This is a genomic window from Marinimicrobium sp. LS-A18, from assembly GCF_000463525.1.
Classification (GTDB): Bacteria; Pseudomonadota; Gammaproteobacteria; order Pseudomonadales; family Cellvibrionaceae; genus Marinimicrobium; species Marinimicrobium koreense.
In genome coordinates this window covers 1,034,738-1,059,035 of sequence record NZ_AWEP01000002.1, presented here as the reverse complement: position 1 = coordinate 1,059,035, position 24,298 = coordinate 1,034,738, and the positions used below count along the sequence as shown (strand labels likewise).

Here is a 24,298-nt window from a genome sequence, read left to right as displayed (position 1 = left end):
CGCAATGGACGAACAAGAAGACGGTCTGGATTTCAGCTTTGTATTGGCCTCCAGCGTTCACGACATGAAAAACTCGCTGGGTATGCTGCTTCATACCCTGGAGTCCATGTTGGCGGAGAACCCGCCGGAAAATGATGCGCAGCGGAAAACCTTTTCTGTGCTCGGCTACGAAGCGTCGCGAATCAACAGCGAGCTGGTTCAGCTGTTGACCCTGTATCGCATGCAGCACGAGTCGCTGCGTGTTCAGGTCGACGAGCACCATGTGGTGGATCTGCTGGAGGACCAGGTGGATCGGAATGATGTGTTGTTCCAGGCGCGTGGCCTGGAGGTGACGGTAAAGTGTGATCCGGATCTCAAATGGTACTTTGACAGCGAATTGCTTGGCGGCGTGATCAACAATATTCTGGTAAATTGTGCCCGTTACTCGCGCTCGCAACTGTTGCTCAGCGCGGAGGCGACGGAACGGGGGCTGGACATCCGCATTGCCGATGATGGACAGGGTTACCCCCAGTCAATGCTGGATGCCCCACTGGAGATGAACGCGGGCGTTTCTTTCTCCAGTGGCAGCACCAACCTGGGGCTGCTGTTTGCGTCCCGGATCGTCCAGCTGCATCGCGCTCACGGCGTCCGCGGCAGCCTTAAACTGGCCAACGATGGCCCCCTCGGCGGTGGCATTCTGACTCTGACCCTGCCGTGATGGCCGGGCACTGAAACCCTTAACAGGCAATTCATAATAACTATGCTGAAACTTCGAGCCCGACATAATAAGCACCAGTCCGTGTGGCTGGTAGAACCGGGAGTTAAAGTGGGGCGCTCAGCCACCAACGATCTGATCCTGGACCAACCCAGCGTGGCCAGCCTGCAGTTTGTCATCGGTGTTCGCGCCGACCGACTCATTCTCAAAAACCGTGCCCCGGAAACGCCATTGCGGGTCAATGACAAACTCATCGATGACCGCTGCAGGCTTCAGGAGGGCGACCGGATAACCCTCGGTGATCTGGAGCTGGAGATCATCGATCCGAAAAAAGATGTTGGCCAGGCCCCGCCGGCGCTTACCGAGTGGAGCCTCAAGCCCAATAGTGCGGCGCTCGGCTCCCGGGTATTTCCGCTCGCCGAGACGACGGTAGTGGGGCGTTCGAGCGAATGTGATATTCACCTGGCGGTCGCACACCTGTCACGCCGACACGCTCAGCTTCAGATTCTGGATGGTCTGCTGTACGTGAAGGATCTCGGCTCCTCCAACGGCACTTTTCTCAATGGTGAGCGGGTCACCGAGGCGCGGGTTCGTCGTGGGGACGAGCTGCGCTTTGATACCCTGAGCTTCGGCGTCATTGGCCCCTCCGATGATCTCGGGAAAACCACCGTGCGCAACACGGCCCCGACCAGGGCGCCCTCACCAAAGACGAGCGCGCAGAAACCCAGAGTAGATGAGACGACCCGACGGGAAGAGGCCGAGGAGCCTCTGAAGGTTCAGCCTCAGCCGACGGCGTCGACCGCTGGCTCCGAGCGGACCACCCGCCAGCGGGGCTGGGTCGGAGGCTTGGTCCTGCTGGGGCTGCTGGCCGCAGTGGTTGTCGTGTGGTTGTTCAAAAAATAACCTAAAGGTCCGCCGGCGTCGGCCGATAACGGGAAAGCGTATCGTAAATTCACTCGCCTCCCGGGAGGTGCACAATGCCCATTTCCTCAATTCACAGTGCCTCCGGTCGCCCGGCGGATCTTCTCCCCGAGCAGTCCGGGCGCAACGGTGGGGTTGCCTCTCAGGGAGCAGCGGCATCGGACCGCGCCCCGGGTGCCCAGACCTCCAGCCTGGAGGAGCGCCGGCAGAAGGCGTTCCAGACCATCGAGCAGACCCTGGCCATGGGCTACGAAAAGCTCGCCTCCAAGCGCGGTGGGGCGGCTCAGGCGTTCGACCGTTTCGAGCCCCTGAGCGCGGAAAAAGTCGCGGGTAATATACTCGGCTTTATCGAGCGTCGACTCCTCAAAGACGCGGCCGAAGGCGCCACCCAAGCCCAGTTGCAGGCGCGCCTGGACGCCGGGTTGGAGGGGTTCAAAAAGGGCTTTGCCGAGGCGCAGAAGCAGTTGGAAGCCCTGGCGAGCTTTACCCCCGAGATCCAGGCCGATATTGATGATACCCGAGAGCGGGTATTGGCCGGTGTCGAAGACCTCAGGCAGCGGATTGTTGACCAACAACTGGGTCAATCCAAACGGGGTCAATCCCCGTCGGATGAGCGCGCTGATGGCGCCAATACCTCCCGGTCCGAGGGACCGCTCGTCTATCGCTATGAACAGGCCCGCGCCAGTCAGTTCAGCTTCGAGCTGATGACCGCCGAGGGGGACCGCGTCGCCATCCAGGCCAACAGCAGTGCCGCTGTGTCGCTCAGTGGGTCGGGCAACGGATCCTCCTTTTCCGCGGCGGCAAGCCGTTCGCTGAGCTGGTCTGTGGAGGGCGATCTGAATGCCGATGAACGGTCCGCGATCGAATCCCTTCTGGGGGGCGTTGATCGTCTGGCCGAACAGTTCTTCTCCGGTGACCTGAATGGGGCACTGGAATCGGCCATGGCGCTCGGTTACGACCGCGAGCAAGTGGCCGGCTTCTCCCTGAACCTGAGCCAATCGTCGATCCGGCAGGTCAGCGAAACCTATGGTCGGAGCACCGGAAAGCCCGAGCAGGGCCCCGGGCTTCAGGAGCGATTGGCGCCCTTGGGTCAGTTCCTCCGGGGCCTGGAGGCAACGCTGGCTGATGCATCCCGGGTGTCCGCAAATCCCGACACGCTGCTTCTGGACGTCGCCGAGCGCATGCTGCCGTCTGATCAAACCGATACTCCAGCCCAGTCCCTGCGCGGGTTCATGGCGGAGATGCTGGAGACGCTGACCACCGACCCGGTGGGTGCCGAACGGCCTCAGCGTTCTTCGGCTGATGTCGGTGATACGTCCGGGGAGGCCTGATTGTCGGAACCGGTTCTGATCCTTTACACCACTCTCGGCTGCCATTTGTGCGAACAGGCCAAAGATGAACTCTGGCCTGCACTGACACAGACCGGGTGGCGGTTGGAAGAGGTGGATATAGCGGACTCGGATAGCCTGATGGCTCGCTACGGAGCGCGCATTCCGGTGGTCGCCCGGTCCGATTCCGGAGCGGAACTGGGCTGGCCCTTCAGCTCGGGTGAGGTAACGGGATTACTCGAAGGATAGTGCGACCTCCGGTCGGCTCAGAGCTTTATCCCGATCTGATCCATGGTGTCGGAAACCCACTGAATGGCTTCCAGGTAGGCTTGGGAGAGCTGGCTGGCCGTGATGCCCACGCTGCTCAGATAGGACCAGTCGATCGCCCCCCAGGCACCCCGCTCATAATGCTCCACGATATCCAAAATCCGTCCCTCGTGCCCCTGGTGGCGTAGCAGGGCCTCGCTCAGTTCCGGGCTCAGGGACAGGTTGCCCAACAGCACATCGAGCGGTACGTCCATGAACGCATCCAGGGTGGACAGCAGGCCGACGGTGAAGAACGCATCCTGACGGGCCTCTCTTTGCATGGCACTGGCGAGGGTCTCGCACATTCGGGCGCGGGTCAGCGCCGCCACACTCAGTTCGGTGGGTTTGTTGCCGAGGTTGGCCATGGCCAACAGATTGACCCAGTTTTTGATGATGTCCAGGCCGAGCAGGGTGATGGCCTGGCGCAGGGACTCGATGGTTCGCGGCAGGGCAAAGGCGGCGGAGTTGACCAGGCGCAACAGTTTATAGCTCAGCACCGGGTCCTGGGAAAGTAGCTGCTCGACGCGCAGAATGGATACATCGGGATCGTGCAGGGCGGCGAGCAGTTGCAGAACGGCCTGCTTGCTTTCCGAGATTTTGTGACCCGAGAGAATTTTCGGACGCGCGAGGAAATAGCCCTGAAACAGGTCGAACCCCAGGGCCCGGCAACGCTCAAGCATTTCGTAGGTTTCCACCTTTTCGGCCAGTAAAGTGAGGCCCAGGGGTTTGAGCTGTTCGATATGATCCAGCAGTTCGGTTTCCGACAGTTGCAGTACGTCGAGCTTGACGATATCGGCGTACTCCAGCAGAGGGCGGGTCTGCTCGGTGAGCACAAAATCATCCAGGGCAATGGTATAGCCCTCGGAGCGCAACTGCGTCAGGCCGGTCAGCAGTGCCTGATCGACCACCTGATCCTCGAGAACTTCCACCACCATCTGGCGGCGGTCGAAGGGCGGGGGCGTGATCAACAGGGTCCGGGTAAAATTGATATAGGCTTTGAGTTTGCCGACCACTTTTTCCAGCGAGAGATCGGTGAAAGTGTGCAGCAATACCTGCGAGCTGGCGGAGTCACCATTGGTGAAGGAGGCCAGGTTCCCGGAGCCCGAGCGACACAGCAGTTCGTAGGCGACGACCTGCATGGAACGGTTGAAAATGGGTTGCCGCGCCAGCAGCGGTAGAAGGTCAGACATGGGGGCTACTGCGTTATCCTTAAATCGAACCAGTGGGCCAGTTTAGCCCGGTCCGGTCCTTGTACACAATCGCCGGGAGCGGAGGGAGGGGGAACGGGTCAGGCCAAATTGATGAATATTGCGCCATTTCTGCTAGACTGGCAATATCCGGCGCCGCTGCAACGCTCATCAGACAATAATCAAGCGCGCCTTCTTTCGGGGATTTCACTATGGCAAACCTGCTCAGTACCGTGGATCAGCGAACCCGCCTGGTGGGCGAAAACCGGTTGGAGCTGCTGTTGTTCCGATTGGGGGGCGCCCAGTTGTTCGCGATCAATGTCTTCAAGGTCCAGGAAGTGGTCAAAATGCCCCGGTTGCGCCGGGTGCCTCACAGTCACTCCCAGGTGTGTGGGGTGACCCAGTGGCGCGGACAGACAATTCCGGTACTGGATCTGAGTGCCGCGATCGGTGCCCGGGCTCTGCCGCCGGGCACCGAGCAGAACCTGATCGTCACGGAATACAACCGCTCGGTACAGGCCTTTATGACCGGGCCGGTAGACCGTATTGTCAACCTGAACTGGGAGGAGGTGTTGCCGCCACCGGAAGGGGCGGGACGCGGTCACTTCCTGACCTCAATCACCCGTGTGGACGGCCGGCTGGTGGAGATTCTGGACGTCGAGCGGGTTCTGGCCGAAGTGGCGGAACTGAACACCTCGGTCTCCGAGCAGACGCTGGATCAGACGCTGGCCCGGGAAGCCAGGGCACGAGGGCTGAAGGTGCTGCTTGCCGAGGACTCGGCAACCGCCGTCGCTCAGGTCCGGGAGACACTCAGCGAGCTGGGGCTGGAGCTGATTGCGGTGCAGGATGGCCTGAAAGCGTTGCGGCAACTGCAGGCTTGGGTTGCCGAAGGCAAGCGGGTTACCGATGAGGTGGTCATGCTGATCACCGACGCGGAGATGCCCGAGATGGACGGTTATCGACTGACCGCGGAAATCCGTCAGTCGGCGGATTTCGGGGACCTGCATGTGGTCATGCATACCTCGCTCAGCGGCGGGTTCAATCAGGCGATGGTATCCAAGGTAGGCTGTGATGCCTTTCTGTCAAAGTTCGCGCCGGACGAGTTGGCCAGTGTGGTTCAGGCCCGGCTGAAAGCCTACCTGAACCTCTGATTCCGGTAGCGCGCTCGATCAGAAGGGCGCGCTTGCCTCCTCCGCCGTAATGAAGGGACTTTTCTCTCCCATCCGGTAGCCGTAAATCACCGAATACGACAGCACGTTCTGTACATAGCCCCGGGTTTCCCGAAACGGTATGGTCTCAATCCAGACGTCGTAGGGCAGCTTGTGGGTCTTCTCCCGCAACCACTGCTTTACCCGATAGGGGCCGGCGTTGTAGGCCGCTGTGGCGAGAATCCGGTTGCCGCCGAATTCGGTCAGTAGTTCATTCAGGTAACGGCTCCCCAGCGCGATGTTTTTCTCCGGGCTGAGCAGATCGGCGCGCCGGTAGGGCACGCCCGCTCTCCGGGCGGTCTGCTGAGCGGTGGCGGGCATCAGCTGCATCAGCCCCATGGCGCCGGCCGGTGAGCGGGCGTGGGGCATGAAGGCGCTCTCCTGGCGGGCAATGGCGAACAGCAGGTGAGGGTGGATGGCGGTGTCCCGGGCGGCGGCCTGGACATGTTCCTGATAGGCGAGGGGAAAGCGCATCTGCAAGTCGTCCCAGAAACGAGCGCTGATCATTGCCTGAATGCCTTTGCGGTGCCAGCCCCAGCGCTGGGCCAGTTTGCCGGCTGCCATGATCCGCTCGTGCTCCAGCCCGGGTACGGTGTAATACCACTCGCGGCTGGCCGCAACGGTGTCGCCGATCATCAACCATTCATAGGCGCGCTGCAACGCCGGGTGCTGTTCCATGTCGGCCAGCACGGCGTCCGAGACCGGCGCCGGCTGGTCCAGTAGGCGGTACTCGAAGCCCAGCTTGTCGGCGGAGAGGAACCCGTAAAAGCTCCGGGTGGCGGCCACGGCGGCGTAGAGATCTCTCGGCTCGGGGCCGGTGTTCTCCAGCGCCAGCTCCTCGATCATCCGGGCGCGCCAGTAGCGCCACCGCTCGCTGTCCTGAGCTTCGGCGGGAAGCTGGTTGAGCCAGGTATAGGCGCGCTCCCAGTCCAGTTGCTCCAGGGCGTCACGAATCAATGATTCGACCAGATCGGTATTGCCCAGTGCCGGGACGGTAGCCAACAGTTGATCGGCCTGCTCCCGGTGGCCCTGGAAAATCAGGCGCTGGGCAATGGTTTCCTGGGTGGCCAGGCGCTCGGCGTGGGAAAACAGCTGCTGGGCATCGTAACCACGCCAGAGCGCCAGAGCCTGAAGGGCGTCGCGGCGCGCAAGACGTTGAATGCCGTGGCTGATGATGTCCTGCATGGCCTCGGACTGCTCGCGAAAACGTGCGGTCTGGGCGAGCGCCGTGGGGTTGCGGTTCACCTCCCGCATGAGTCTGGCTTTGCCTTGCCAGCTATCCGGCATCTGCCGGGCAAGGTAGTTGGCCAGGCCGTAGGCGCGTCCCTTGATGGCCTTGGTATGGCGCTCCCAGGTGATGGCCGGTGTCAGCCGTCCTTCGGCCATCCAGCGGTCGAATACCGGGTCACAGGCCTCCGGTTGCGAGCGCGCCACATTCCACAGGGGTTCGACCTCATCCAGGGCACTCTTGTCGCCCCGGGCGAGGCGGGCGTGGAGGGCGTGGCAGGCCAGTTCGGTGTCCCCCAGGGCGCCGGGGTAATCGCTGAGATACTGATCCCAGCGTTTCTGGCGGGCGAGGCTGTGCAACCACTGGCGCTGGAGTTGATGGGCGAGATAGGAGCCCGATTCGGCCTCGAGAAAATCCCCGACCGCCTCGGGGGAAGCTTTCTGCAGGTTGCGGGTCAGTTCCCGGTAGGTAAGGTAGGGGGCGAGGGGATACCCCTCCAGCTGCTCAAGCAGGGTTTCGTAACGGGTCATCTGTCGCCGGGACAGGGCATCCCGGGCCTCCAAAAAGGTCTGGCGCTGGGCCAGACGCTCCGGGCTTGCCGTGGTCGCATCTGGCCAGACGATGTCTTGCGACGAGGGGTCCGCGAGTACTCTGGGTAGAGCCAGGAACAGGCCGACAAAAACGGCGAACAGGGGGGCGTGGGACCGAATACGCAGCGACCACATGGTGTTGCTACCTCATTCTCTCGTGCATGAACCGGTAATTCGCGGATTGACCGGATTATTCTTCTGTGGCGTGAAGGAAGGCTGTATGATGCCCATCCGTCTCGCGCTTGTCAGTTCAGCATAACAGGCCCCTGGGGCCCGCGCTACTGGCGTTCCGCGATAAAAACCGGATTTTTATTCCCTTTGTGCAGTACATCAAAAAGTGTTCCCATGTCATTGATTCGCTTAGAAAATGCCCAGCTCAGTTATGGCCTGCAAGTATTGCTGGATGGCGTTGACCTGTCGGTTGAAAAAGGTCGCCGACTCTGCCTGATCGGCCGCAATGGGGCCGGCAAGTCCAGCCTGATGAAAGTCCTGGCCGGTGAGGTCGACCTGGATGGCGGTACCGTGCAGGTGGGTCCCGAGGTCAAGGTGGCGCGGTTGGCCCAGGATCTTCCCGAGGCCGATGACAAAACCGTGTTCGACCTGGTGGCCGAGGGGCTGGGGGATGTGGGCGAGTTACTGCAGAAATTCCACCACCTGTCCCACGCCGGTGGCGAGAGTGGTATGAGCGAGCTGGCGCGCCTGCAGCAGCAGATCGAAGCGCAGGACGGCTGGCAGTTCCAGCAGAAGGTGGATACCACCCTGACCCGCCTGGGGCTTGAAGGCGACTGGGCCATGGCCAGGCTCTCCGGGGGCTGGCGCCGGCGGGTGGCCCTGGCTCAGGCGCTGGTGTCCGGGCCGGACGTACTGCTGCTCGATGAGCCCACCAACCACCTCGACATTGCCGCCATTGAGTGGCTCGAACAGCAGTTGCTCCAGTTCCCGGGCGCCCTGGTGTTCATTACCCACGATCGGTCTCTGTTGCAGAAACTCGCCACCGACATTGCCGAGCTGGATCGGGGGCATTTGCGCACCTGGTCGGGGACTTACGACCGGTACCTGGAGTACCGGGAGCAGGCTCTGGCGGAAGAGGCGCGTCACAACGCGCTGTTCGACAAGAAGCTGGCCCAGGAGGAAGTCTGGATCCGTCAGGGAATCAAGGCGCGCCGCACCCGCAACGAAGGACGGGTCCGCGCGCTGAAAGCCATGCGGGAGACCCGCAATGAGCGCCGGGAGCTCCAGGGCAAGGCCTCGTTCTCGGTCAGCTCCGGGGAGCGTTCCGGCAAGTTGGTGGCGGAGCTGGAAAAGGTGTCCTACGGCTTCCCGGAGAAAGCGATTGTCTCGGACTTTTCCTCCGTCATCATGCGCGGTGACCGGATTGGCCTGATCGGTGCCAATGGCGCCGGCAAGAGTACGCTGCTGAAGTTGATTCTCGGGGAGCTGGAACCTCAGGAAGGCCGGGTGCGCCTGGGTACCCAGTTGCAGGTGGCGTATTTTGATCAGTTGCGGGAACAGCTTAACCTCGATCAGAGCGCGGTGGACAATATTGCCGAGGGGCGCGAATTCATCGAGCTCAACGGCAAGTCGCGGCACATCATTTCCTATCTGGGCGATTTTCTGTTCACCGGGGAGCGGGCGAGAACCCCCTTGCGCGCGCTGTCCGGGGGCGAGCGCAACCGGGTCCTGCTGGCCAAGCTGTTCAGTAAGCCGGCCAACCTGCTGGTCATGGATGAGCCGACCAATGATCTGGATGTCGAGACCCTCGAGCTGCTCGAGGACCTGTTGACCGACTACGACGGCACCGTATTGCTGGTCAGCCACGACCGGGCATTCCTCAACAATATCGTCACCAGTGTCATCGCCTTTGAGGGGCGCGGCCGGGTGCGTGAGTACGTGGGGGGCTACGACGACTGGTTGCGCCAGGGGGGACGATGGACCGATGACAGCGCGCCGTCTGAGCCCGCCGCCGAAGGGGCCTCCTCCGCGCCGTCGGCCCCGGCGGCGCCGGCGACCAAGCCCAAAAAGCTCAGCTATAAACTGCAGCGGGAGTTTGATCAGTTGCCGGAGCGGATTGAAGCGCTGGAGGCCCGGCTGGACGCATTGCAGCAGCAGGCCGCGGATCCGGCGTTTTACAGTGAGCCACAGGACAAGGTGGATGCGCATTTGAAAGCGCTGGCCGATGTGGAGGCGGAGTTGGAGACGTGTTTTGAACGCTGGGCCGAGCTGGAGGACATGCAGGGCGCCTGAGGGCGCCCTAGCGCAAACATCAGGTTTCTCGAGTGTCGGATTCCGCTACCCGGACCGCGAGCACGTCGCAGCTGGCACCGTGCAGAACGCTGTTGGAGGTGGAGCCGAGCAGTAGCGCAAACCCTTTGCGACCGTGGCTGCCGACAATGATCAGGTCGGCCCCCTCCTGATTGGCGAGATAGTGCAACTCGGTGGCCGGCTGGCCCACCAGCACATGTTCCTGCTGGATGGGGAAATCGACGTGCTGGGTCAGACGATGCAGCTCCTGTTCGGCTTTGAGTTGCAGTTGTTCCTGAACCTCTGACAGGTCCACGGGCATGTCGCCGCCGTAGGCGAATGTCAGCGGCTCGATGACATGGGCGACGCTGACCGTAGCCTGGCAGGCCTGGGCGAGCTCGGTGGCTCTCTGCAGAACCTGGGGCGACTCTTCGGACAAGTCCAGGCCAGCAATAATATGTTTGTAAACTGCCATAATCTGACGTCCCGTAACTGGTTGGCGAACGACCTGTAACTGGGAGCGATATTCTGCTCTCCGATGCTATTGATAGTAGCACTTTTAAAGCGGGGGGATCAGGGGAACAGGCAATACCGGGAGGAGTGTGAACGGTGAATATCTGGATAGTCGTCATTTTACTGGGCGTGCTCGCCATGGTGCTGGGGCCGGTCATGATGCTTCAGCCCAGCGAGCGCGACCGGCAGCAGGAAGCGGTGCGCCGGCGGGCGACCGAAAAAGGCCTGCAGGTCACTCTGGAAGCCCTGCCCAGGCAGGCGACCGACCTCAGTGAGCCGGAGCGGCTGCCGGTCTATCGCCAGCCCGCGGCCAAAGGGGGAGGGCCGGCCCGGGACTGGATGCTGGTGCGGGCCGCCTACGAGCACGAGTCGCATTTTATGGGGATTTGGGCCTGGCAGGGAAAGGGCCGAGCGACGCCGGCTGAGCGGGCCTGTCTGCGCGAATGTCTGCCCCGCATGCCGCGCTCGGTGCGCGCCCTCAGTGGTGACCCGGGGGGTTGGTCAATCTATTGGACCGAAGCGGGGGGTGACCGGGCGCTCGCCGTTGTCGAGGAGACTCTGGCCGCCCTCAGGGGTTGTAGTCCGTCTCCGGCATCAGCTCCTGGCTGAGCGCCTTGCGCTTGCCCTGAATCACCTCCCCGAGCTCCCGGATCATCGCCATGCGTTGCGGGTAGGGGTGATCGGAACCGATCAGCAGCCCCTGGGCGCGCTTGTAATACGCCTGGGACGTGGTGATATCCCCGCGCTGTAACGCCTTGTGGCCCTCGGCAATGTAGGTCACCACATCGATCATCAATCGGGTCCAGGACAGCTCGAGCAGGTAGTCACTGAGTGTACCCCCCTCCAGTCGCCCCTCGTTGTCCTGTCGACGCAATACCTGAGCGGCCTGATCCAGGCACTCCCTGGCGCGCGCCATTTCGGCGTCGCTCTCCCGCAGGCGGCCGGCGTGGCTCGGCTCCTGATCGTGCAACATGTCTTCCGCCCGCTCCCGAACATGGGCAATTCGGGTTTCCAGGTGGGTTTTGTCGCCCGCCTCGAGCTCCAGCATCTGCTCGAGCAGGTGCAGTATTTCCCGGTTGATACTGCGGGCGATGGCGCGGTTGGGCAAGGTCTCTTCGATCCCGACCAGTACCTCCTCCAGGGCGTCGATGCGCCAGCGAACCCGGCGCTGCCGCAATCGGATCTGGCGAAAGCGTTCCTCACGCTGGTTGACCAGATGCACGATCAGCAGCGATAGAAACAGCAGTGATGTCAGCAGCAATAAGCTGGCCATGACGCTCCGGGGGTCATCAATGGAAGAAATAATTCCTGACGGGGTTGAGCCCGCTTTTCAGGTTGTCGGCTCGCGTTGCCAAAGCTTTATGATCTATTTTTATCAAACCCTTGTAAATCAAGCAGATAGACGCGTCTTCCCGGGGCCGTCGGCGACCCTGCCAGCGCTGTGAGGGAAGCCCCTGAGCGACGGTTCTGGCGGTGTTGATCGAGGCCTTGAGGAAGTTCGCGACTTGACCCAGCCCGGTTGAGGACTTATATATGCGCACCTCAACCGGCATTTTGCAGCGCTCTGGCCATCCGGCTAGCCGCTCTCACTCGGAACGGACAAAGAAGAGTCGCATGGGTAAATCCTTAGTTATTGTCGAATCCCCGGCCAAGGCCAAGACGATCAATAAATATCTGGGCAACGATTTTATCGTCAAGTCCAGTGTCGGTCACATTCGGGATCTGCCCACCAGTGGCAACTCCAAACCGGTCGATCCCAAAGAGCGCGCCCGCCAGGCGGCCAAGACCCGCAAGCTGTCACCGGCCGAAAAGGCCAAGTACAAGGCGAAGAAGCAGAAAGAGCAGTTGATCAAACGGATGGGTATTGATCCCGAGCACGGCTGGGACGCCCGCTATGAAATTCTGCCGGGCAAGGAAAAGGTGGTCGATGAGCTGCGCAAGCTCGCGGCCAAGGCTGACACCATCTACCTCGCAACGGACTTGGACCGCGAAGGGGAGGCGATTGCCTGGCACCTGCAGGAGGCCATTGGTGGTCAGCCCGAGCAGTATCGGCGAGTGGTGTTCAACGAAATTACCAAAAGCGCGATTCAGAACGCCTTCAAGCAGCCCGGTCGTATCGATCGGGACCGGGTCAATGCCCAGCAGGCGCGCCGGTTCCTGGATCGGGTGGTCGGCTATATGCTGTCGCCGCTGCTGTGGGAGAAAATCGCCCGAGGCCTGTCGGCCGGGCGGGTACAATCGGTCGCGGTGCGCCTGGTGGTTGAGCGCGAGCGGGAAATTCGCGCCTTCGTGCCCGAGGAATACTGGACCCTGGCAGCCCAACTGAAAGCCGGTGGTGGCGAGGCGGTGCGCTTCGAAGTCAAAAAGCAGGGCGACAAGGCGTTCAAGCCGCTCAATGAGTCCCAGGCCATGGCCGCGGTCAAGGCGCTGGAAGGGGCACGCTACGAGGTGGCGGACCGGGAGGACAAGCCCACCAAGTCCAAACCGCCCGCGCCATTTATTACCTCTACCCTTCAGCAGGCCGCGAGTACCCGGCTGGGGTTTGGGGTCAAAAAAACCATGATGATGGCCCAGCGCCTGTATGAGGCGGGTTACATCACCTACATGCGAACCGACTCCACCAATCTGAGTCAGGAAGCAGTGGCCAACTGCCGCGACTTTATTCAGGACGAGTACGGCAAGCGCTATCTGCCGGAAAGCCCCGTGGTCTACTCCAGCAAGGAGGGGGCCCAGGAGGCACACGAAGCGATCCGTCCCTCCAGTGTAACGGTCAAGCCCAACCACCTCAGTGGTATGGAGCGTGATGCCGAGCGTCTCTACACTTTGATTTGGCAGCAGTTTGTGGCCTGTCAGATGAGCCCGGCGGAATTTACCAGCACCTCGATCGTGGTCAAGGCCGAGGACTTCGAGCTGCGCACCCGCGGCCGGGTCATTCGCTTTGACGGCTTCCTGAAGGTGCTGCCTCCGGTGGCCAAAAAAGATGAAGACGTAGTGCTGCCGGATATTAAAGTGGGGCAGGTGCTGCCTCTGATCAAACTTGAACCCTCCCAGCACTTCACCAAACCGCCGGCGCGCTTTACCGAAGCGAGCCTGGTAAAAGAGCTGGAGAAGCGGGCGATTGGGCGTCCATCGACCTACGCGTCGATCATTTCCACGATCCAGGATCGCGGTTACGTGCGTCAGGAAAACCGCCGGTTCTACGCGGAAAAAATGGGCGATATCGTCACCGAGCGTCTGGTGGAGAGTTTTGATGACCTGATGGACTACGGCTTTACCGCCAGTATGGAAGACTCCCTCGACGATGTTGCCCAGGGTGAGAAAAACTGGCAGCAGCTACTCGATGAATTCTATGCGGAGTTCACCCGTAAACTGGAGCAGGCCCAGAGCAGTGACAACGGTATGCGGGCCAACTCGCCCACCGATACCGATATCAAGTGCGAACAGTGCGGTCGGCCAATGCAGATCCGCACCGGGAGTACCGGTGTGTTCCTGGGCTGCTCGGGCTACAGTCTGCCGCCCAAAGAGCGCTGTAAAAACACCATGAACCTGGTCTCCGGCGACGAAGCGCTGGATGCGGATGCGGATGAAGAGGCCGAGTCCAGGCTGCTGCGCACCAAGCGCCGGTGCAAATTGTGCAACACCGCAATGGACAGCTATCTGCTCGACAGCAAGCGAAAATTGCACATCTGTGGCAATAACCCGGACTGTCCGGGATATGAAGTGGAAGAGGGCAGCTTCAAGCTGAAAGGCTACGAAGGTCCGACTCTTGAGTGCGACAAGTGCGGCAGCGAAATGCAGCTCAAGACCGGCCGTTTCGGTAAGTACTTCGGCTGCACCAACAGCGAGTGTAAAAATACCCGCAAGCTGCTCAAGAGCGGTGAGCCTGCGCCACCGAAAATGGACCCGGTACCCATGCCGGAGCTCAAGTGCGAGAAGGTGGATGACACTTACGTCCTGCGCGATGGCGCATCCGGCCTGTTCCTGGCGGCGAGCCAGTTCCCCAAAAACCGGGAGACCCGCGCGCCTCTGGTGGCGGAAATTGTGCCGCACAAAAAAGAGATCGATCCCAAATACAAGTTTCTCTTTTCCGCGCCGACGGAAGACCCGGATGGCAACAAAACAGTGATTCGCTACAGCCGCAAGACCAAAGAGCAGTATGTACAGTCCGAAGTGGATGGTAAGGCGACCGGCTGGAAAGCCTTTTATGAAAAAGGGAAGTGGGTCGCCAACAAGTAATCAGCCGCCGGGCTGTTGATGAGGTTTGTTAATGGCTGGAACCAGTCTGACTCGGGTCAATCAGAAATTGGCCTATTGTCGTGCGCTGCTCAAGCAGCTGGTCCGGGATGGCGCGCCCGGGAGCGCCAACGAGCGCCTGCGCCAGCAGGCGTTGCTCGATGGGGCGGCCTTTCATCTGCTCTGTGCCTACCGGCACTATCTGCGGGAGTTGGCCGAAAACTACTCGGTTCCCGACCTGAGTCGTATCACCACCGAGCAGGACTTGCTGGATGCGCTCGAGCGTTTCGGCAAGAACCCCTCAGAAGCCCGTGAGCTGCTCACCCTTCGCACCAATCCGGACAGCTGGCTCGGTGCTCTCCAGGAGGCCTACGACGCCTGCTGGGCCGCCTCAGGCGCGGCGCCGGTCGCGCGCATTGAGGTGCTGGACCTGGAGTCGCCCGACGGCGCTCCGGGGAAGATTACCCAGACCCGGCTGACCCAGTGGTTTGAGGCGTTCAACGAGTTGGTGGAACGTCAGCGCGAGACCAGCGCGGAATACTGAGGGGGAGCCCTGGCCGGGCAGCCTGTGGTAAACTGATGGCCAGTTGTCATCGAAGAAGGCGGAGAAGTTATGTCATCATCCCTGTATGAAATTGTGGAACTGGCCAACGGCGATGTGGTTCTGCAGCGGGCCGATGAGAATGGCGAGCCTCTGGTGAGCATCCGGTTCTCCGCCGACTCTCTGTCCTATATGCGCGAAGGCAAGCTGGATGTGGCCAAGGCCATGATCGAGGCGGGTATGGAAGCCGCCAGTGAGATTGCCGAAGACGGCGTGGAAGATTTTCTGGGTGAGTTTGCCGATACCGAGGAAAAGCCGGTTTATCACTGAGGCTCCAGTCTCCGCTGAGGTCCCAGTCTCTATTAAAGTGACTGTCCCGCGCCCAATGAGTCGCTCCAGCCCTGGAGCGCGCGCATCCTGCCCCTCCGCTATCGAACCCGCAATAACAGTGCCTGACACTGCCCCTGCAAGGCGGCGGCTTCGAGCTGCTTGAGCTCGCGATCGCTCAAGGCCCCCGGGCTTGCAATGACGGTGTGGCTGTTGCCTTTGGCCAGGGCCTCCCAGAGTATCCAGCGGTTGTCGTCGGTTTCCGGTGCGTGGATCAGGCGAATGCCGCGAATGTCCACACCGTAACGCTCAAGCAACCTCCGATCCACCGGGCCGGGGCTGATCCAGGTCAGCCAACGATCGCTCGGGGTTCGGCTCAGGTGTGCCACCATGGGCAGTAACAGTTGGGTCTGCTCCGGGGCGTTGTGGGTCAGTACCAGTTCGGTAATGCCACCGGCGGGAGCCGGCAGGGCCGATTGAATGGGGGCGTTAATCACGGCGAATGACTCCTACACTGAGACCTTCAATGGTGAACTCCTGATCGCGCAGGTCCACCTCAATGACATCGAAATCCGGATTTTCCGGCCAGAGCTCCACCTGGGCGCGGTTGCCCACCCGCTTGAAACGTTTCACTGTGACCTCCTCGCCAATGCGAGCGACCACAATCTGGCCGTTGCGGACCTGTTGAGTGCGGTGAACCGCCAGCAGATCGCCATCCAGAATGCCCGCGTCCTTCATGCTCATACCGTGCACGCGCAGCAGGTAATCCGCCTGGGGGGTAAAGAAGCTGTGGGGGAGCTGGCAGTAATCTTCGATGTGTTCCTGCGCGAGAATGGGACTGCCGGCCGCGACTCGCCCGACCAGCGGCAGTCCCTGCTGGGGCTCGACCAGTTTGATGCCGCGGGAGGCGCCGGGAATCACTTCGATGGCGCCCTTGCGGGCCAGGGCCTTGATGTGCTCCTCGGCGGCATTGGCGGATTTGTACCCCAGAATACGGGCAATCTCGGCGCGGGTTGGCGGATAGCCGGTTTCCTCCGCGTAATTCTTGATCAACTGCAACACCTTTTCCTGGCGAGGGGTCAAGTTGTACATGGCGAGCTCCGTGGCAGTTCTGTGGGGGACCACTGTGGTCTGGGTTTTTATACAGATATTGTGATTATATACAGTTATCACCTGTATGCAAGCACAGGTGACAAAAATGGCTGGGGGCAGGGCGGGTTCGCGGCGGGATTCAGTCGTCGTAGCCGGGGAAGAGGTCGGGCTCGATGTCGTTCAGGGGGTTGTTCCAGGAGTCCGGGACCAGAACGTCATCGTCGTTCCAGCGATCTTCCTGACTCAGTTCGTAGGCGGCTTCGGAGTCCTCCGGGGCGGCCGCGGGCACCAGCGGCAGTTGGGGCCAGGTTTCCAGGTCAAATTCACCGATGGCACCGTCGAGATACTGCACCTCAATGGTACCCTGTTGTTCATCCAGCGCGACCACTTCAAAGACCTGCTGGTCTTCGCGATCAAAATACCAGGCGCCAATGCTTGGAGACTGAAAGCCCATGACTCAATGCTCCCATCTGCGTGAATGAAACGCGTCCGCGGTGCGGCGAATCGCCGATGAGTTACCTTACCATGGCTTTTCCGCTCCCTAGCAAGCGGTGCGCGAGCCGTGGAAGGAAGCCCGGGAGGCCAATTGTCCGGGAACTCGTGGGGCCGGTCGCGGTAATTGCCTAATTTTCCTTGAAGTTTTGGCTTTTGCCACGGCGTGGGTATACTCCGCTGAGTCGAAATGAATCTATTGGCAGGGTTTTACATAAAAACTTTGTCTAAACATGCTTGAGTGATTGCCATGGAATTATTGGATCCGATTAAAAACTTCCTGACCGATCTGGCCGATCGGGATCAGCTCTGGATACTGCATGCGTTTGCCGTGGTGTTGGCCACTCTGGTCGTGGCCATGGTGGTCAGCTTTATTGTCAAACGCCTGGAGAAGAAGGCCGACAGCGCGAACGCCATCTGGCTGATGATGGCGTTTCGCTCGGTTCGCCCGCCGCTGAAGGGCATCATCTGGCTGATGGGCATCAGTTGGGCCAGCTACCTGACCCACCAGGGGGCAGAGGTTGAGCTGATGGGGGCGGTTGAGACCGTTCGTCAGGTGGGCCTTGTGTTGCTGGTGACCTGGTTTCTGGTGCGCTTTATCAAGCTGGGCGAACAGGAATTCCTCAGCCCCCGGATCGGGGAGCCCGGTGATCCGACCACGGTAGGGGCGGTCAGTAAGCTGTTGCGGGCCTCGGTGGTCATCACCGCGGTGCTGGGGCTGCTGCAGGCGCTTGGGTACAGTATTTCCGGGGTGCTCGCCTTTGGTGGTGTCGGCGGTATCGCAGTGGGTTTTGCCGCCAAGGACCTGCTGGCGAACTTTTTTGGTGGCCTGACGATTTATATGGATCGCCCGTTCGCGGTCGGCGACTGGGTGCGCTCGCCGGACAAGGAGATTGAGGGTGTGGTGGAAAATATCGGTTGGCGTCAGACCCGTATCCGCACCTTTGACCGCCGGCCACTGTATGTGCCCAACGCGACTTTTACCCAGATTTCGGTGGAGAACCCGTCGCGCATGGAGAATCGGCGGATTCTGGAGACCATCGGCATCCGCTATGACGATGTCGACAAAATGGGTGACATTGTGGCCGATGTCCGGCAGATGTTGCTGGATGATGAGCGCATCGAAACCGACCATCAGACCCTCATTGTCAATTTCAACACCTTTGCCGCCAGTTCGCTGGACTTCTTCGTCTACACCTTCACCAAAACCGTCAATTGGGTGGAGTTTCACGAAATCAAGCAGGATGTCATGCTGAAAATCGCCGATATCATCGCAGGGTACGGTGCGGAAATTGCGTTCCCCACGTCGACGCTGCATGTGCCGGAGCCGGTCCGTCTGTCGGGCCGTGAGGGTGAGCGTACGTCCCGGTCCGAGCGCGAATCGCCGGCGGAGAACGAGGCGGCAGACCGGGCCGCCGACAAGCATCAAGAGCCGAGCAATCGCTCGGCGGGCGATGCGACCTATGGTCCCGAGGTGGACGGCGAGCAGTCCGGTGGCGATGGTGACTAATGCCCATTGGCCCGAGGCGGCGGAGTGCCTGTATACCCGGGACGAGCTGGAGCGGGCGCTCGATCGTCTATCCCGCGAAATAGGCGACCGGTTGACGGGGCCTGAGCCACTGCTGGTACTCACGGTGATGCACGGCGGCCTGGTGACCGCCGGACACTTGCTGCCGCGCCTGTCGATGCCGCTGGAAACCGACTATGTTCACGCCAGTCGCTATGGGCATCGGATGGAAGGCGATGACCAGTTGCGGTGGCTGCACCGACCGGCCACTCCGCTGGCCGGCCGACGGATTCTGATTGTTGACGATATCCTCGATCGGGGGCTTACGCTGAAGGGGCTTGTGGAGGCCTGCCGGGCTCAGGGCGCGCGCTCCATCCATACGGCGGCGCTGGTGCAAAAACGTCTGTCTGACCCGCCGGCGGTGGAGGCGGACTTTGTTGGGCTGACGGTGCCGGATCGCTTTGTGTTCGGGTTTGGCATGGATTATCAGGGGCTGTGGCGTAACGCGCCCGGCCTATACGCCGTTCCCGAGTCTGGTGTCGGGCATTAGCCGGGCTCTCTGGTTGCCCATATAACCAAAAACGCTAAGAGTGTCTCAAAATCCACAGGCGAGACTGGACAATCGGGATCAGATGGCTTAAAACGTGGGCGTCCGTTAATAGCGGATGGAGTAAAGCCCGGGTGACCGGGTGTTAAAAACGTAAAGACGAAAGACGTCAGGATTTTTCATAAGAATAATGGGGTATCACTATGGCTGAGCGAGCGTCAGGAACCGTCAAATGGTTCAATAACGCCAGAGGCTACGGGTTCATCACCTGTGGCGAAGACAGTGACGATATTTTCGTGCACTACCGCAACATTCGAGGTGAGGGCTATCGCTCTCTGTCAGAAGGGCAGAGTGTGGAGTTTGAGCTGCTCGAAGGTGACAAAGGGCTCCAGGCCGACGACGTCGTCGCCGTTGCCTGACACCAGTGCGGTCACCCGTCGCCGGTAGCGGGCGGGTGTGTTCATGTTGATCAAGGTAATAACCGTTTCTCCCTCTGATTACTCTTTTCTCTCCCGCCTGTTCCCGCCTACTCTTCGTCGCTTCCGGTCTCTTCTTCGTCGGGGCGTTCGTAAGGGGTGACGCGAATCATCAGCCCGACAATAGGGTGGTCCAGGTAGTGAAGCTCTTCGCTGCGCATTCGCCGCTGCTGGTTCAGGGTCACGATCCGGCGGGGAAGATAGTCCTCTTCCAGAAAGTCCGGCAGGCTTGAGGTGGTGTTCAGGCTCGTGTCCCAGGCGGTACCGGTGGGGTTTTGCCATTCGTCGCCCCACAGTGGCGCGGCCTCACGGCCGTCGGCGGTGGAGGCAGTGTCCGGCTGCGGTGCGTCGGGCCGCCGGGGCAGTTCCGGCCAGGCGCCGGGGGGCTGGCCGTAGTTGGGCTCGAACTCGGTGAACCACAGGCGGGTGTGCAGGTGCAGGTAGCGTGACACACTCAGGGTGATGCTGCCCTCGAGCTCGGTGTGGTTATCAAAGGTATCGCCGCCCTGAATCAGCAGCGCGGGACTCTCTTCCAGCTCGGTGACCGGCTGGCGCCAGGCCTCGTGAAACAGGACCCGATACTGACCGGAGCGGTTCATGGCATTCGCGAACCGGTCCATGGAGCGCAGGTCCTCGGGTAGGGGGAGAAAAGCGTCTCGGGCCGGGTCGGCGGGGGCCGGCTCCTGCAGGGCCGCCAGGCCGTTGTCCCAGGAGGGGCGCGGGGCCTCGGAGTCGTCGGCAGCCGCCAGATCGGCCTCCGGGTCCTTCAGCGTCACCCAGTTGAACGGGTAGCGCAACTGGATGTTGCGCGGCCACTGTTCGATGCCGTCTGCACCGCCGATCCGTTCGAACACGATCATTTCCACCTGGTACCAGTCGGCCGAGTTCTCCGCCAGGGCTGGCGCCGTGGCGCCGGTGGCGGCCAGGCCGAGCAGGGCGGCCAGAGCGAGGGTAGTGCGGGACGTGCGCAAAGCGTGGGTCATGAGCGGTTTCCGGGCGTCAGTTTATCCAGCAATTCTGAAACAGCGTTCAGTCGTGTTTCGCCATTTTCCATATTTCGAACGAATTTTAAATGATTCGCCCCTGCCAATTGGTAGGTTTGTGGGTCACTTTGCACCAATTGCACAATGGTCAGAGGATCGACCTCGGTTTGCTCGGAAAATTCCAGCCGGCCGGCCCGGTCACCGGCTTCGAGTTTGGCGATGCCGAGCTTTTCCGCACGCAGTTTCAGTGCGGTGACCGCAAACAGGTTCTTGGTCGCCTCGGGTAGCAGCCCGAACCGGTCGATCATTTCCACTTGAAGCTCGCGCAGCGCCTCATCGGATTCCGCGTTGGCCAGTCGCTTGTACAGCACCAGGCGGGTGTGGACATCCGGCAGATAGCCCGCGGGAATCAGGGCCGGGATACGCAGGTTCACATCGATGCCGGAGTCCAGAGGCTGTTCGATATCCGGCGTCTTGCCGGCCCGGATGGCCTTGATGGCCCGGTCCAGCATATCCATGTAGAGCGAGAAGCCCACGGTCTGGATCTGGCCGCTCTGTTCCTCCCCGAGCAGTTCCCCGGCGCCGCGAATTTCCATGTCGTGGGTGGCCAAGGTAAAGCCGGCGCCCAGGTCGTGGGCCGCCGCAATGGCGTCCAGGCGTTTGAGTGCGTCGGCGGTCATGGCGCGGCGTTCGGGGGTCAGCAGATAGGCGTAGGCCTGATGGTGCGAGCGGCCGACCCGGCCCCGCAGTTGGTGCAACTGGGCCAGGCCAAATTTGTCGGCCCGGTGAATGATGATGGTGTTGGCGCTCGGGACGTCGATGCCGGTCTCGATAATGGTGGTGCACACCATCACATTGAACCGCTTGTGGTAAAAGTCCGACATGACCCGCTCCAGGTCGCGCTCGCGCATCTGGCCGTGGCCGATGCCCACCCGGGCTTCGGGAATCATTTCCCCCAACTCCCGGGCGATCCGTTCGATGTTTTTGACTTCGTTGTACAGGTAATACACCTGCCCGCCGCGCAGGATTTCCCGAAGGATCGCCTCCTTGATGGTGGCGTCGTCCTGGGTGCGGACAAAGGTTTTGACCGACAGGCGGCGCGCCGGTGGGGTGGCGATGATGGACAGATCCCGAATGCCGGACATCGACAGGTTGAGCGTCCGGGGGATCGGGGTGGCGGTCAGGGTGAGGATATCGATCTCGGCTCGTAACGCCTTGAGTTTCTCCTTCTGGCGCACACCGAACCGATGCTCCTCATCGATGATGAGCAGCCCCAGGTTCTTGTAGCGGAGGTCTCCCTGCAGTAGCTTATGGGTCCCCACCACGATGTCCACTTTGCCGGCCTCCACGCGCTTGAGCACCTCGTTGACCTCTTTGGTGGTGCGAAAGCGTGACAGGACTTCAATGGTGATGGGCCAGTCGGCAAACCGGTCTTTCAGGGATTCAAAGTGTTGCTGGGCGAGCAGTGTCGTCGGGGCCAGCAGGGCGACCTGCTTGCCGCTGTAACTGGCGATAAAGGCGGCGCGCATGGCCACTTCGGTTTTGCCAAAGCCCACGTCGCCGCACACCAGCCGGTCCATGGGTTGCGGGGAGAGCATGTCCTGCACCACCGCCTCGATGGCCCGCTGCTGGTCCGGCGTCTCCTCAAACGGGAAGGCGGCGGCAAAGCTCTCATAGGCGGCCTTGGGGTCGTCAAAGGCAAAGCCTTTGCGGGCGGCGCGGCGGGCATAAATATCCAACAGTTCGGCGGCGGCATCGCGCACTTGCTCTGCGGCTTTGCGTTTGGCTTTCTGCCACTGTTCGCTGCCCAGGCGATGCAGTGGTGCCAGTTCTTCATCGGCGCCACTGAACCGGCTGATCAGGTGCAGGTTGGTGACCGGCACGTACAGTTTGGCGCCCTCGGCGTACTCCAGAGTCAGGAATTCCGTCGACTGGCTGTCCACCTCCAGGGTTTCCAGGCCGCGGTAGCGGCCCACCCCGTGGTCGATGTGCACCACCGGGGCGCCGGGTTTGAGTTCGGTCAGGTTTTTGACGATCAGGTCGCTATTGTCCTGTGCCTGACGGCGTCGGCGCTGCTGACGGACCCGGTCGCCAAACAGCTGGGACTCCGCAATGACCACCACATTGGGGTCCTGCAGCCGCAGGCCTTGATCCAGGGGGGCCACGGAGAGGGCCAGTCGTGAGTCGTCCTGCGCAAAGGCGTCCCAGTCGTCGACGATGGTCGGGTGCACACGGATGCGGCCCAGCAGTTCCAGCAGCGTTTCACGGCGTCCGGCGGAGTCGGCGCAGAACAACACCCGACCGTCGAATTCCATCAGGAACGCCTCCACCGCTGCCAGCGGTGTGTCTGACTGATGGTTGACCGGCAGGGTCGGGGGGGGGTGGGTGGCAAAGTTGAACCGGCCGGCGCCCGGCTCTACCGGTGCGGTCTGCACGAAGGTGCGGGCCAGGGGTTTGATCAGGCCGAACAGCTCGTCCACGCCGAGATAGATGTCCCGCGGCGGCATGATCGGGCGCTGAGGATCGACTTTGCGGCTTTCATAGCGGTTCTGCAGTTCGTTCCAGAAGCGCTCGGCGGCCGCTTCCAGCTCCCCCAGGGCAAAAATCCGGGTGTTTTCTGGCAGGTACTCGAACAGGTGGCTCGACTGTTCGAAAAACAGGGGCAGATAGTACTCGATCCCGGGTGGGGCAATGCCGCTGCAGACGTCCTGATACACCGGGCAGGCGCGATGATCGACGTCAAAACGGGCGTGCCAGTGATCCCGGAAGCGATTGATGCCGTTTTTATCCAGGGGGAATTCCCGCGCGGGGAGCAGTTCGATACGGTTTACCTGCTCGACGGTCATCTGCGTTTCGGGGTCGAAACGGCGCAGGGTTTCCACTTCGTCGTCGAACAGGTCGATCCGGTAGGGGTAATCGCTGCCCATGGGGAACAGGTCGATCAGCGCGCCGCGTACCGCGAACTCGCCGTGCTCGTACACCGTGTCGACGCAGTGGTAGCCGGCTTTTTCCAGCCGGCTGCGCAGCGCGTCCAGATCCAGGCGCTCGCCCGGCTCCAGGAGCAGGCTGTTGCTCAGCAGGTAGCTTTGCGGCATCAGCCGCTGCAGGATACTGGTGACCGGCACCACCAGTATGCCCTGGCGGGTGCCCGGCAGTCGGTAGAGGGTACGAAGGCGCTCGGAAATGATGTCCTGGTGCGGGGAAATCGTGTCGTAGGGCAGGGTTTCCCAGTCCGCCAGATGCAGGACCGGCAGTTGGTCGCCGGCAAAGTAGCGCAGCTCGCTCTCCAGGCGCTGAGCAGTGCTGGTGTCCGGCGCGATGACCAGGCTCAGGCCCTCGTGGGACCGGGCGGCGTTCGCCAGCGCGAGCGCCTGGGCGGCACCGTGGAGTTGTCCCCAGGTCTGACGATCGCCGGGGCGGACGGTGGTTGGCGGGTTCAGCGGGTTCTGTTCACTCATGATTTGACGGCTGCGGAAAAAAGGCGCCATTGTACCCGACCTGATGAGATTGTGTTTGGCTGCCGCGATGATGGCGCCATCCACGCTGTGGGTACCACCCGATGACTGCAAAAAACCCGCCAGTGGACTGGCCTTTCGGCGCTGTGATCTTTATAATTGCGGCGATTTTTCCAAGGGTGTGGGCAGAAAATGTGCCCGAATCGACTCCGCAATGGGTGTTGAGGCGGAGAAATCTCATAGCTGAGGTGCTTTTTGAGGGATGGCGGGGTTTGTCCTGCTCGAGCACCCGGAACTTGCGCTTCTAACAACTATATATCCGCACATATTTGAATATCGCAACCCAGTTACTGTCGGGCCGCTGGGGTTGAGTGTGCGAAGTGCAATCCGTTAGCCCGGCATACGACACCGATCGGTTGGGGATGTTCC

The 24,298-nt window shown here is 61.3% G+C and carries 22 protein-coding genes; 13 read left to right on the top strand and 9 right to left on the bottom strand.

The features are described 5' to 3' along the window. Window positions 1-4 precede the first annotated feature (4 nt). The 4 genes from N645_RS0104660 to N645_RS0104645 all read left to right on the top strand — a co-directional run bounded on the left by N645_RS0104660 (window position 5) and on the right by N645_RS0104645 (window position 3,192). Window positions 5-697 carry a sensor histidine kinase KdpD gene (locus N645_RS0104660; RefSeq protein ID WP_024460352.1) on the top strand — a complete coding sequence of 231 codons (693 nt, stop codon included), beginning with the start codon at window positions 5-7 and terminating at the stop codon, window positions 695-697. A gap of 42 nt (window positions 698-739) precedes the next feature. Continuing rightward, a complete protein-coding gene (locus N645_RS0104655; protein ID WP_024460351.1) occupies window positions 740-1,597 on the top strand; it encodes an FHA domain-containing protein in 858 nt (285 codons plus the stop codon). A 74-nt stretch (window positions 1,598-1,671) separates the two neighbouring features. Then, complete coding sequence (locus N645_RS0104650; protein WP_024460350.1) at window positions 1,672-2,946, top strand: DUF5610 domain-containing protein; 1,275 nt, start codon at window positions 1,672-1,674, stop codon at window positions 2,944-2,946. Then, complete coding sequence (locus N645_RS0104645) at window positions 2,947-3,192, top strand: glutaredoxin family protein (RefSeq protein WP_024460349.1); 246 nt, start codon at window positions 2,947-2,949, stop codon at window positions 3,190-3,192. It begins immediately after the preceding gene. A 17-nt stretch (window positions 3,193-3,209) separates the two neighbouring features. On the opposite strand, the gene N645_RS0104640 is transcribed toward N645_RS0104645, so the two are convergent. Beyond that, a complete protein-coding gene (locus tag N645_RS0104640) occupies window positions 3,210-4,439 on the bottom strand; it encodes an EAL and HDOD domain-containing protein (protein ID WP_024460348.1) in 1,230 nt (409 codons plus the stop codon). 209 nt (window positions 4,440-4,648) lie between these two features. On the opposite strand from N645_RS0104640, the gene N645_RS0104635 reads away from it, so the two are divergent. Beyond that, entirely contained in the window at window positions 4,649-5,587 is a 939-nt protein-coding gene (locus N645_RS0104635; protein WP_024460347.1) for a chemotaxis protein, read from the top strand. Window positions 5,588-5,605: 18 nt separating this feature from the next. Here N645_RS0104635 and N645_RS0104630 read toward each other — a convergent pair whose 3' ends face one another. Next, window positions 5,606-7,597 (bottom strand): transglycosylase SLT domain-containing protein, encoded by a 1,992-nt coding sequence (locus tag N645_RS0104630; RefSeq protein ID WP_024460346.1) that lies wholly within the window; start codon window positions 7,595-7,597, stop codon window positions 5,606-5,608. Between the two features lie 210 nt (window positions 7,598-7,807). Between N645_RS0104630 and N645_RS0104625 the strand changes: the two genes are divergently transcribed. Beyond that, a complete protein-coding gene (locus N645_RS0104625; protein WP_024460345.1) occupies window positions 7,808-9,706 on the top strand; it encodes an ATP-binding cassette domain-containing protein in 1,899 nt (632 codons plus the stop codon). 19 nt (window positions 9,707-9,725) lie between these two features. Here the strand turns inward: N645_RS0104625 and N645_RS0104620 are convergent, their stop codons facing one another. Next, entirely contained in the window at window positions 9,726-10,178 is a 453-nt protein-coding gene (locus N645_RS0104620; RefSeq protein ID WP_024460344.1) for a universal stress protein, read from the bottom strand. Window positions 10,179-10,312: 134 nt separating this feature from the next. Between N645_RS0104620 and N645_RS0104615 the strand changes: the two genes are divergently transcribed. Next, window positions 10,313-10,825 (top strand): hypothetical protein, encoded by a 513-nt coding sequence (locus N645_RS0104615; RefSeq protein WP_024460343.1) that lies wholly within the window; start codon window positions 10,313-10,315, stop codon window positions 10,823-10,825. Here the strand turns inward: N645_RS0104615 and N645_RS0104610 are convergent. Beyond that, window positions 10,785-11,489, bottom strand: a complete 705-nt coding sequence (locus N645_RS0104610) for a hypothetical protein (RefSeq protein ID WP_024460342.1) — start codon at window positions 11,487-11,489, stop codon at window positions 10,785-10,787. The two genes, N645_RS0104615 and N645_RS0104610, sit on opposite strands and share 41 nt — an antisense overlap. A gap of 341 nt (window positions 11,490-11,830) precedes the next feature. Here N645_RS0104610 and topA point away from each other — a divergent pair, with 341 nt between their 5' ends. From topA to N645_RS0104590, 3 genes are all read left to right on the top strand, one after another. Continuing rightward, window positions 11,831-14,452 carry a type I DNA topoisomerase gene (topA, locus tag N645_RS0104600; protein ID WP_024460340.1) on the top strand — a complete coding sequence of 874 codons (2,622 nt, stop codon included), beginning with the start codon at window positions 11,831-11,833 and terminating at the stop codon, window positions 14,450-14,452. A 31-nt stretch (window positions 14,453-14,483) separates the two neighbouring features. Further along, complete coding sequence (locus tag N645_RS0104595) at window positions 14,484-14,993, top strand: DUF6586 family protein (protein WP_024460339.1); 510 nt, start codon at window positions 14,484-14,486, stop codon at window positions 14,991-14,993. Between the two features lie 69 nt (window positions 14,994-15,062). After that, complete coding sequence (locus tag N645_RS0104590; protein WP_024460338.1) at window positions 15,063-15,320, top strand: hypothetical protein; 258 nt, start codon at window positions 15,063-15,065, stop codon at window positions 15,318-15,320. A 98-nt stretch (window positions 15,321-15,418) separates the two neighbouring features. On the opposite strand, the gene N645_RS0104585 is transcribed toward N645_RS0104590, so the two are convergent. The 3 genes from N645_RS0104585 to N645_RS0104575 form a co-directional block, all read right to left on the bottom strand. Then, entirely contained in the window at window positions 15,419-15,814 is a 396-nt protein-coding gene (locus N645_RS0104585; RefSeq protein WP_024460337.1) for a cell division inhibitor SulA, read from the bottom strand. Further along, window positions 15,807-16,409: a transcriptional repressor LexA gene (gene lexA / locus N645_RS0104580; RefSeq protein ID WP_024460336.1), complete on the bottom strand. Its 603-nt coding sequence runs from the start codon at window positions 16,407-16,409 to the stop codon at window positions 15,807-15,809. Before lexA ends, N645_RS0104585 begins: the two co-directional genes overlap by 8 nt. Before the next feature lie 139 nt (window positions 16,410-16,548). After that, the gene (locus tag N645_RS0104575) at window positions 16,549-16,863 is read right to left on the bottom strand and encodes a DUF6763 family protein (protein ID WP_024460335.1); all 315 of its coding nucleotides are present in this window, start codon (window positions 16,861-16,863) and stop codon (window positions 16,549-16,551) included. A gap of 288 nt (window positions 16,864-17,151) precedes the next feature. Between N645_RS0104575 and N645_RS0104570 the strand changes: the two genes are divergently transcribed. The 3 genes from N645_RS0104570 (at window position 17,152) to N645_RS0104560 (ending at window position 19,374) form a co-directional block, all read left to right on the top strand. Further along, complete coding sequence (locus N645_RS0104570; protein ID WP_024460334.1) at window positions 17,152-18,411, top strand: mechanosensitive ion channel family protein; 1,260 nt, start codon at window positions 17,152-17,154, stop codon at window positions 18,409-18,411. Next, a complete protein-coding gene (locus N645_RS0104565) occupies window positions 18,401-18,958 on the top strand; it encodes a hypoxanthine-guanine phosphoribosyltransferase (RefSeq protein ID WP_024460333.1) in 558 nt (185 codons plus the stop codon). Before N645_RS0104570 ends, N645_RS0104565 begins: the two co-directional genes overlap by 11 nt. 200 nt (window positions 18,959-19,158) lie before the next feature. Further along, window positions 19,159-19,374, top strand: coding sequence for a cold-shock protein (locus tag N645_RS0104560; RefSeq protein ID WP_024460332.1), 216 nt, complete (start codon window positions 19,159-19,161; stop codon window positions 19,372-19,374). 107 nt (window positions 19,375-19,481) lie between these two features. Here N645_RS0104560 and N645_RS0104555 read toward each other — a convergent pair whose 3' ends face one another. Together N645_RS0104555 and mfd are read right to left on the bottom strand one after the other, a co-directional pair. After that, the gene (locus N645_RS0104555) at window positions 19,482-20,414 is read right to left on the bottom strand and encodes a CsiV family protein (RefSeq protein ID WP_024460331.1); all 933 of its coding nucleotides are present in this window, start codon (window positions 20,412-20,414) and stop codon (window positions 19,482-19,484) included. Then, window positions 20,411-23,872: a transcription-repair coupling factor gene (gene mfd / locus N645_RS0104550; RefSeq protein WP_024460330.1), complete on the bottom strand. Its 3,462-nt coding sequence runs from the start codon at window positions 23,870-23,872 to the stop codon at window positions 20,411-20,413. Before mfd ends, N645_RS0104555 begins: the two co-directional genes overlap by 4 nt. Window positions 23,873-24,298 lie beyond the last annotated feature (426 nt).

Excerpts from the sequence above, each read along its gene's own strand:
- N645_RS0104630 (WP_024460346.1), bottom strand. The coding sequence starts at position 7,597 with ATGTGGTCGCTGCGTATTCGGTCCCACGCCCCCCTGTTCGCCGTTTTT.
- N645_RS0104635 (WP_024460347.1), top strand. The coding sequence starts at position 4,649 with ATGGCAAACCTGCTCAGTACCGTGGATCAGCGAACCCGCCTGGTGGGC.
- N645_RS0104555 (WP_024460331.1), bottom strand. The coding sequence starts at position 20,414 with ATGACCCACGCTTTGCGCACGTCCCGCACTACCCTCGCTCTGGCCGCC.
- mfd (WP_024460330.1), bottom strand. The coding sequence starts at position 23,872 with ATGAGTGAACAGAACCCGCTGAACCCGCCAACCACCGTCCGCCCCGGC.
- lexA (WP_024460336.1), bottom strand. The coding sequence starts at position 16,409 with ATGTACAACTTGACCCCTCGCCAGGAAAAGGTGTTGCAGTTGATCAAG.
- N645_RS0104640 (WP_024460348.1), bottom strand. The coding sequence starts at position 4,439 with ATGTCTGACCTTCTACCGCTGCTGGCGCGGCAACCCATTTTCAACCGT.
- N645_RS0104595 (WP_024460339.1), top strand. The coding sequence starts at position 14,484 with ATGGCTGGAACCAGTCTGACTCGGGTCAATCAGAAATTGGCCTATTGT.
- N645_RS0104565 (WP_024460333.1), top strand. The coding sequence starts at position 18,401 with ATGGTGACTAATGCCCATTGGCCCGAGGCGGCGGAGTGCCTGTATACC.
- N645_RS0104625 (WP_024460345.1), top strand. The coding sequence starts at position 7,808 with ATGTCATTGATTCGCTTAGAAAATGCCCAGCTCAGTTATGGCCTGCAA.
- N645_RS0104575 (WP_024460335.1), bottom strand. The coding sequence starts at position 16,863 with ATGGGCTTTCAGTCTCCAAGCATTGGCGCCTGGTATTTTGATCGCGAA.
- N645_RS0104590 (WP_024460338.1), top strand. The coding sequence starts at position 15,063 with ATGTCATCATCCCTGTATGAAATTGTGGAACTGGCCAACGGCGATGTG.
- N645_RS0104560 (WP_024460332.1), top strand. The coding sequence starts at position 19,159 with ATGGCTGAGCGAGCGTCAGGAACCGTCAAATGGTTCAATAACGCCAGA.
- topA (WP_024460340.1), top strand. The coding sequence starts at position 11,831 with ATGGGTAAATCCTTAGTTATTGTCGAATCCCCGGCCAAGGCCAAGACG.
- N645_RS0104660 (WP_024460352.1), top strand. The coding sequence starts at position 5 with ATGGACGAACAAGAAGACGGTCTGGATTTCAGCTTTGTATTGGCCTCC.
- N645_RS0104610 (WP_024460342.1), bottom strand. The coding sequence starts at position 11,489 with ATGGCCAGCTTATTGCTGCTGACATCACTGCTGTTTCTATCGCTGCTG.
- N645_RS0104570 (WP_024460334.1), top strand. The coding sequence starts at position 17,152 with ATGGAATTATTGGATCCGATTAAAAACTTCCTGACCGATCTGGCCGAT.
- N645_RS0104655 (WP_024460351.1), top strand. The coding sequence starts at position 740 with ATGCTGAAACTTCGAGCCCGACATAATAAGCACCAGTCCGTGTGGCTG.
- N645_RS0104650 (WP_024460350.1), top strand. The coding sequence starts at position 1,672 with ATGCCCATTTCCTCAATTCACAGTGCCTCCGGTCGCCCGGCGGATCTT.
- N645_RS0104620 (WP_024460344.1), bottom strand. The coding sequence starts at position 10,178 with ATGGCAGTTTACAAACATATTATTGCTGGCCTGGACTTGTCCGAAGAG.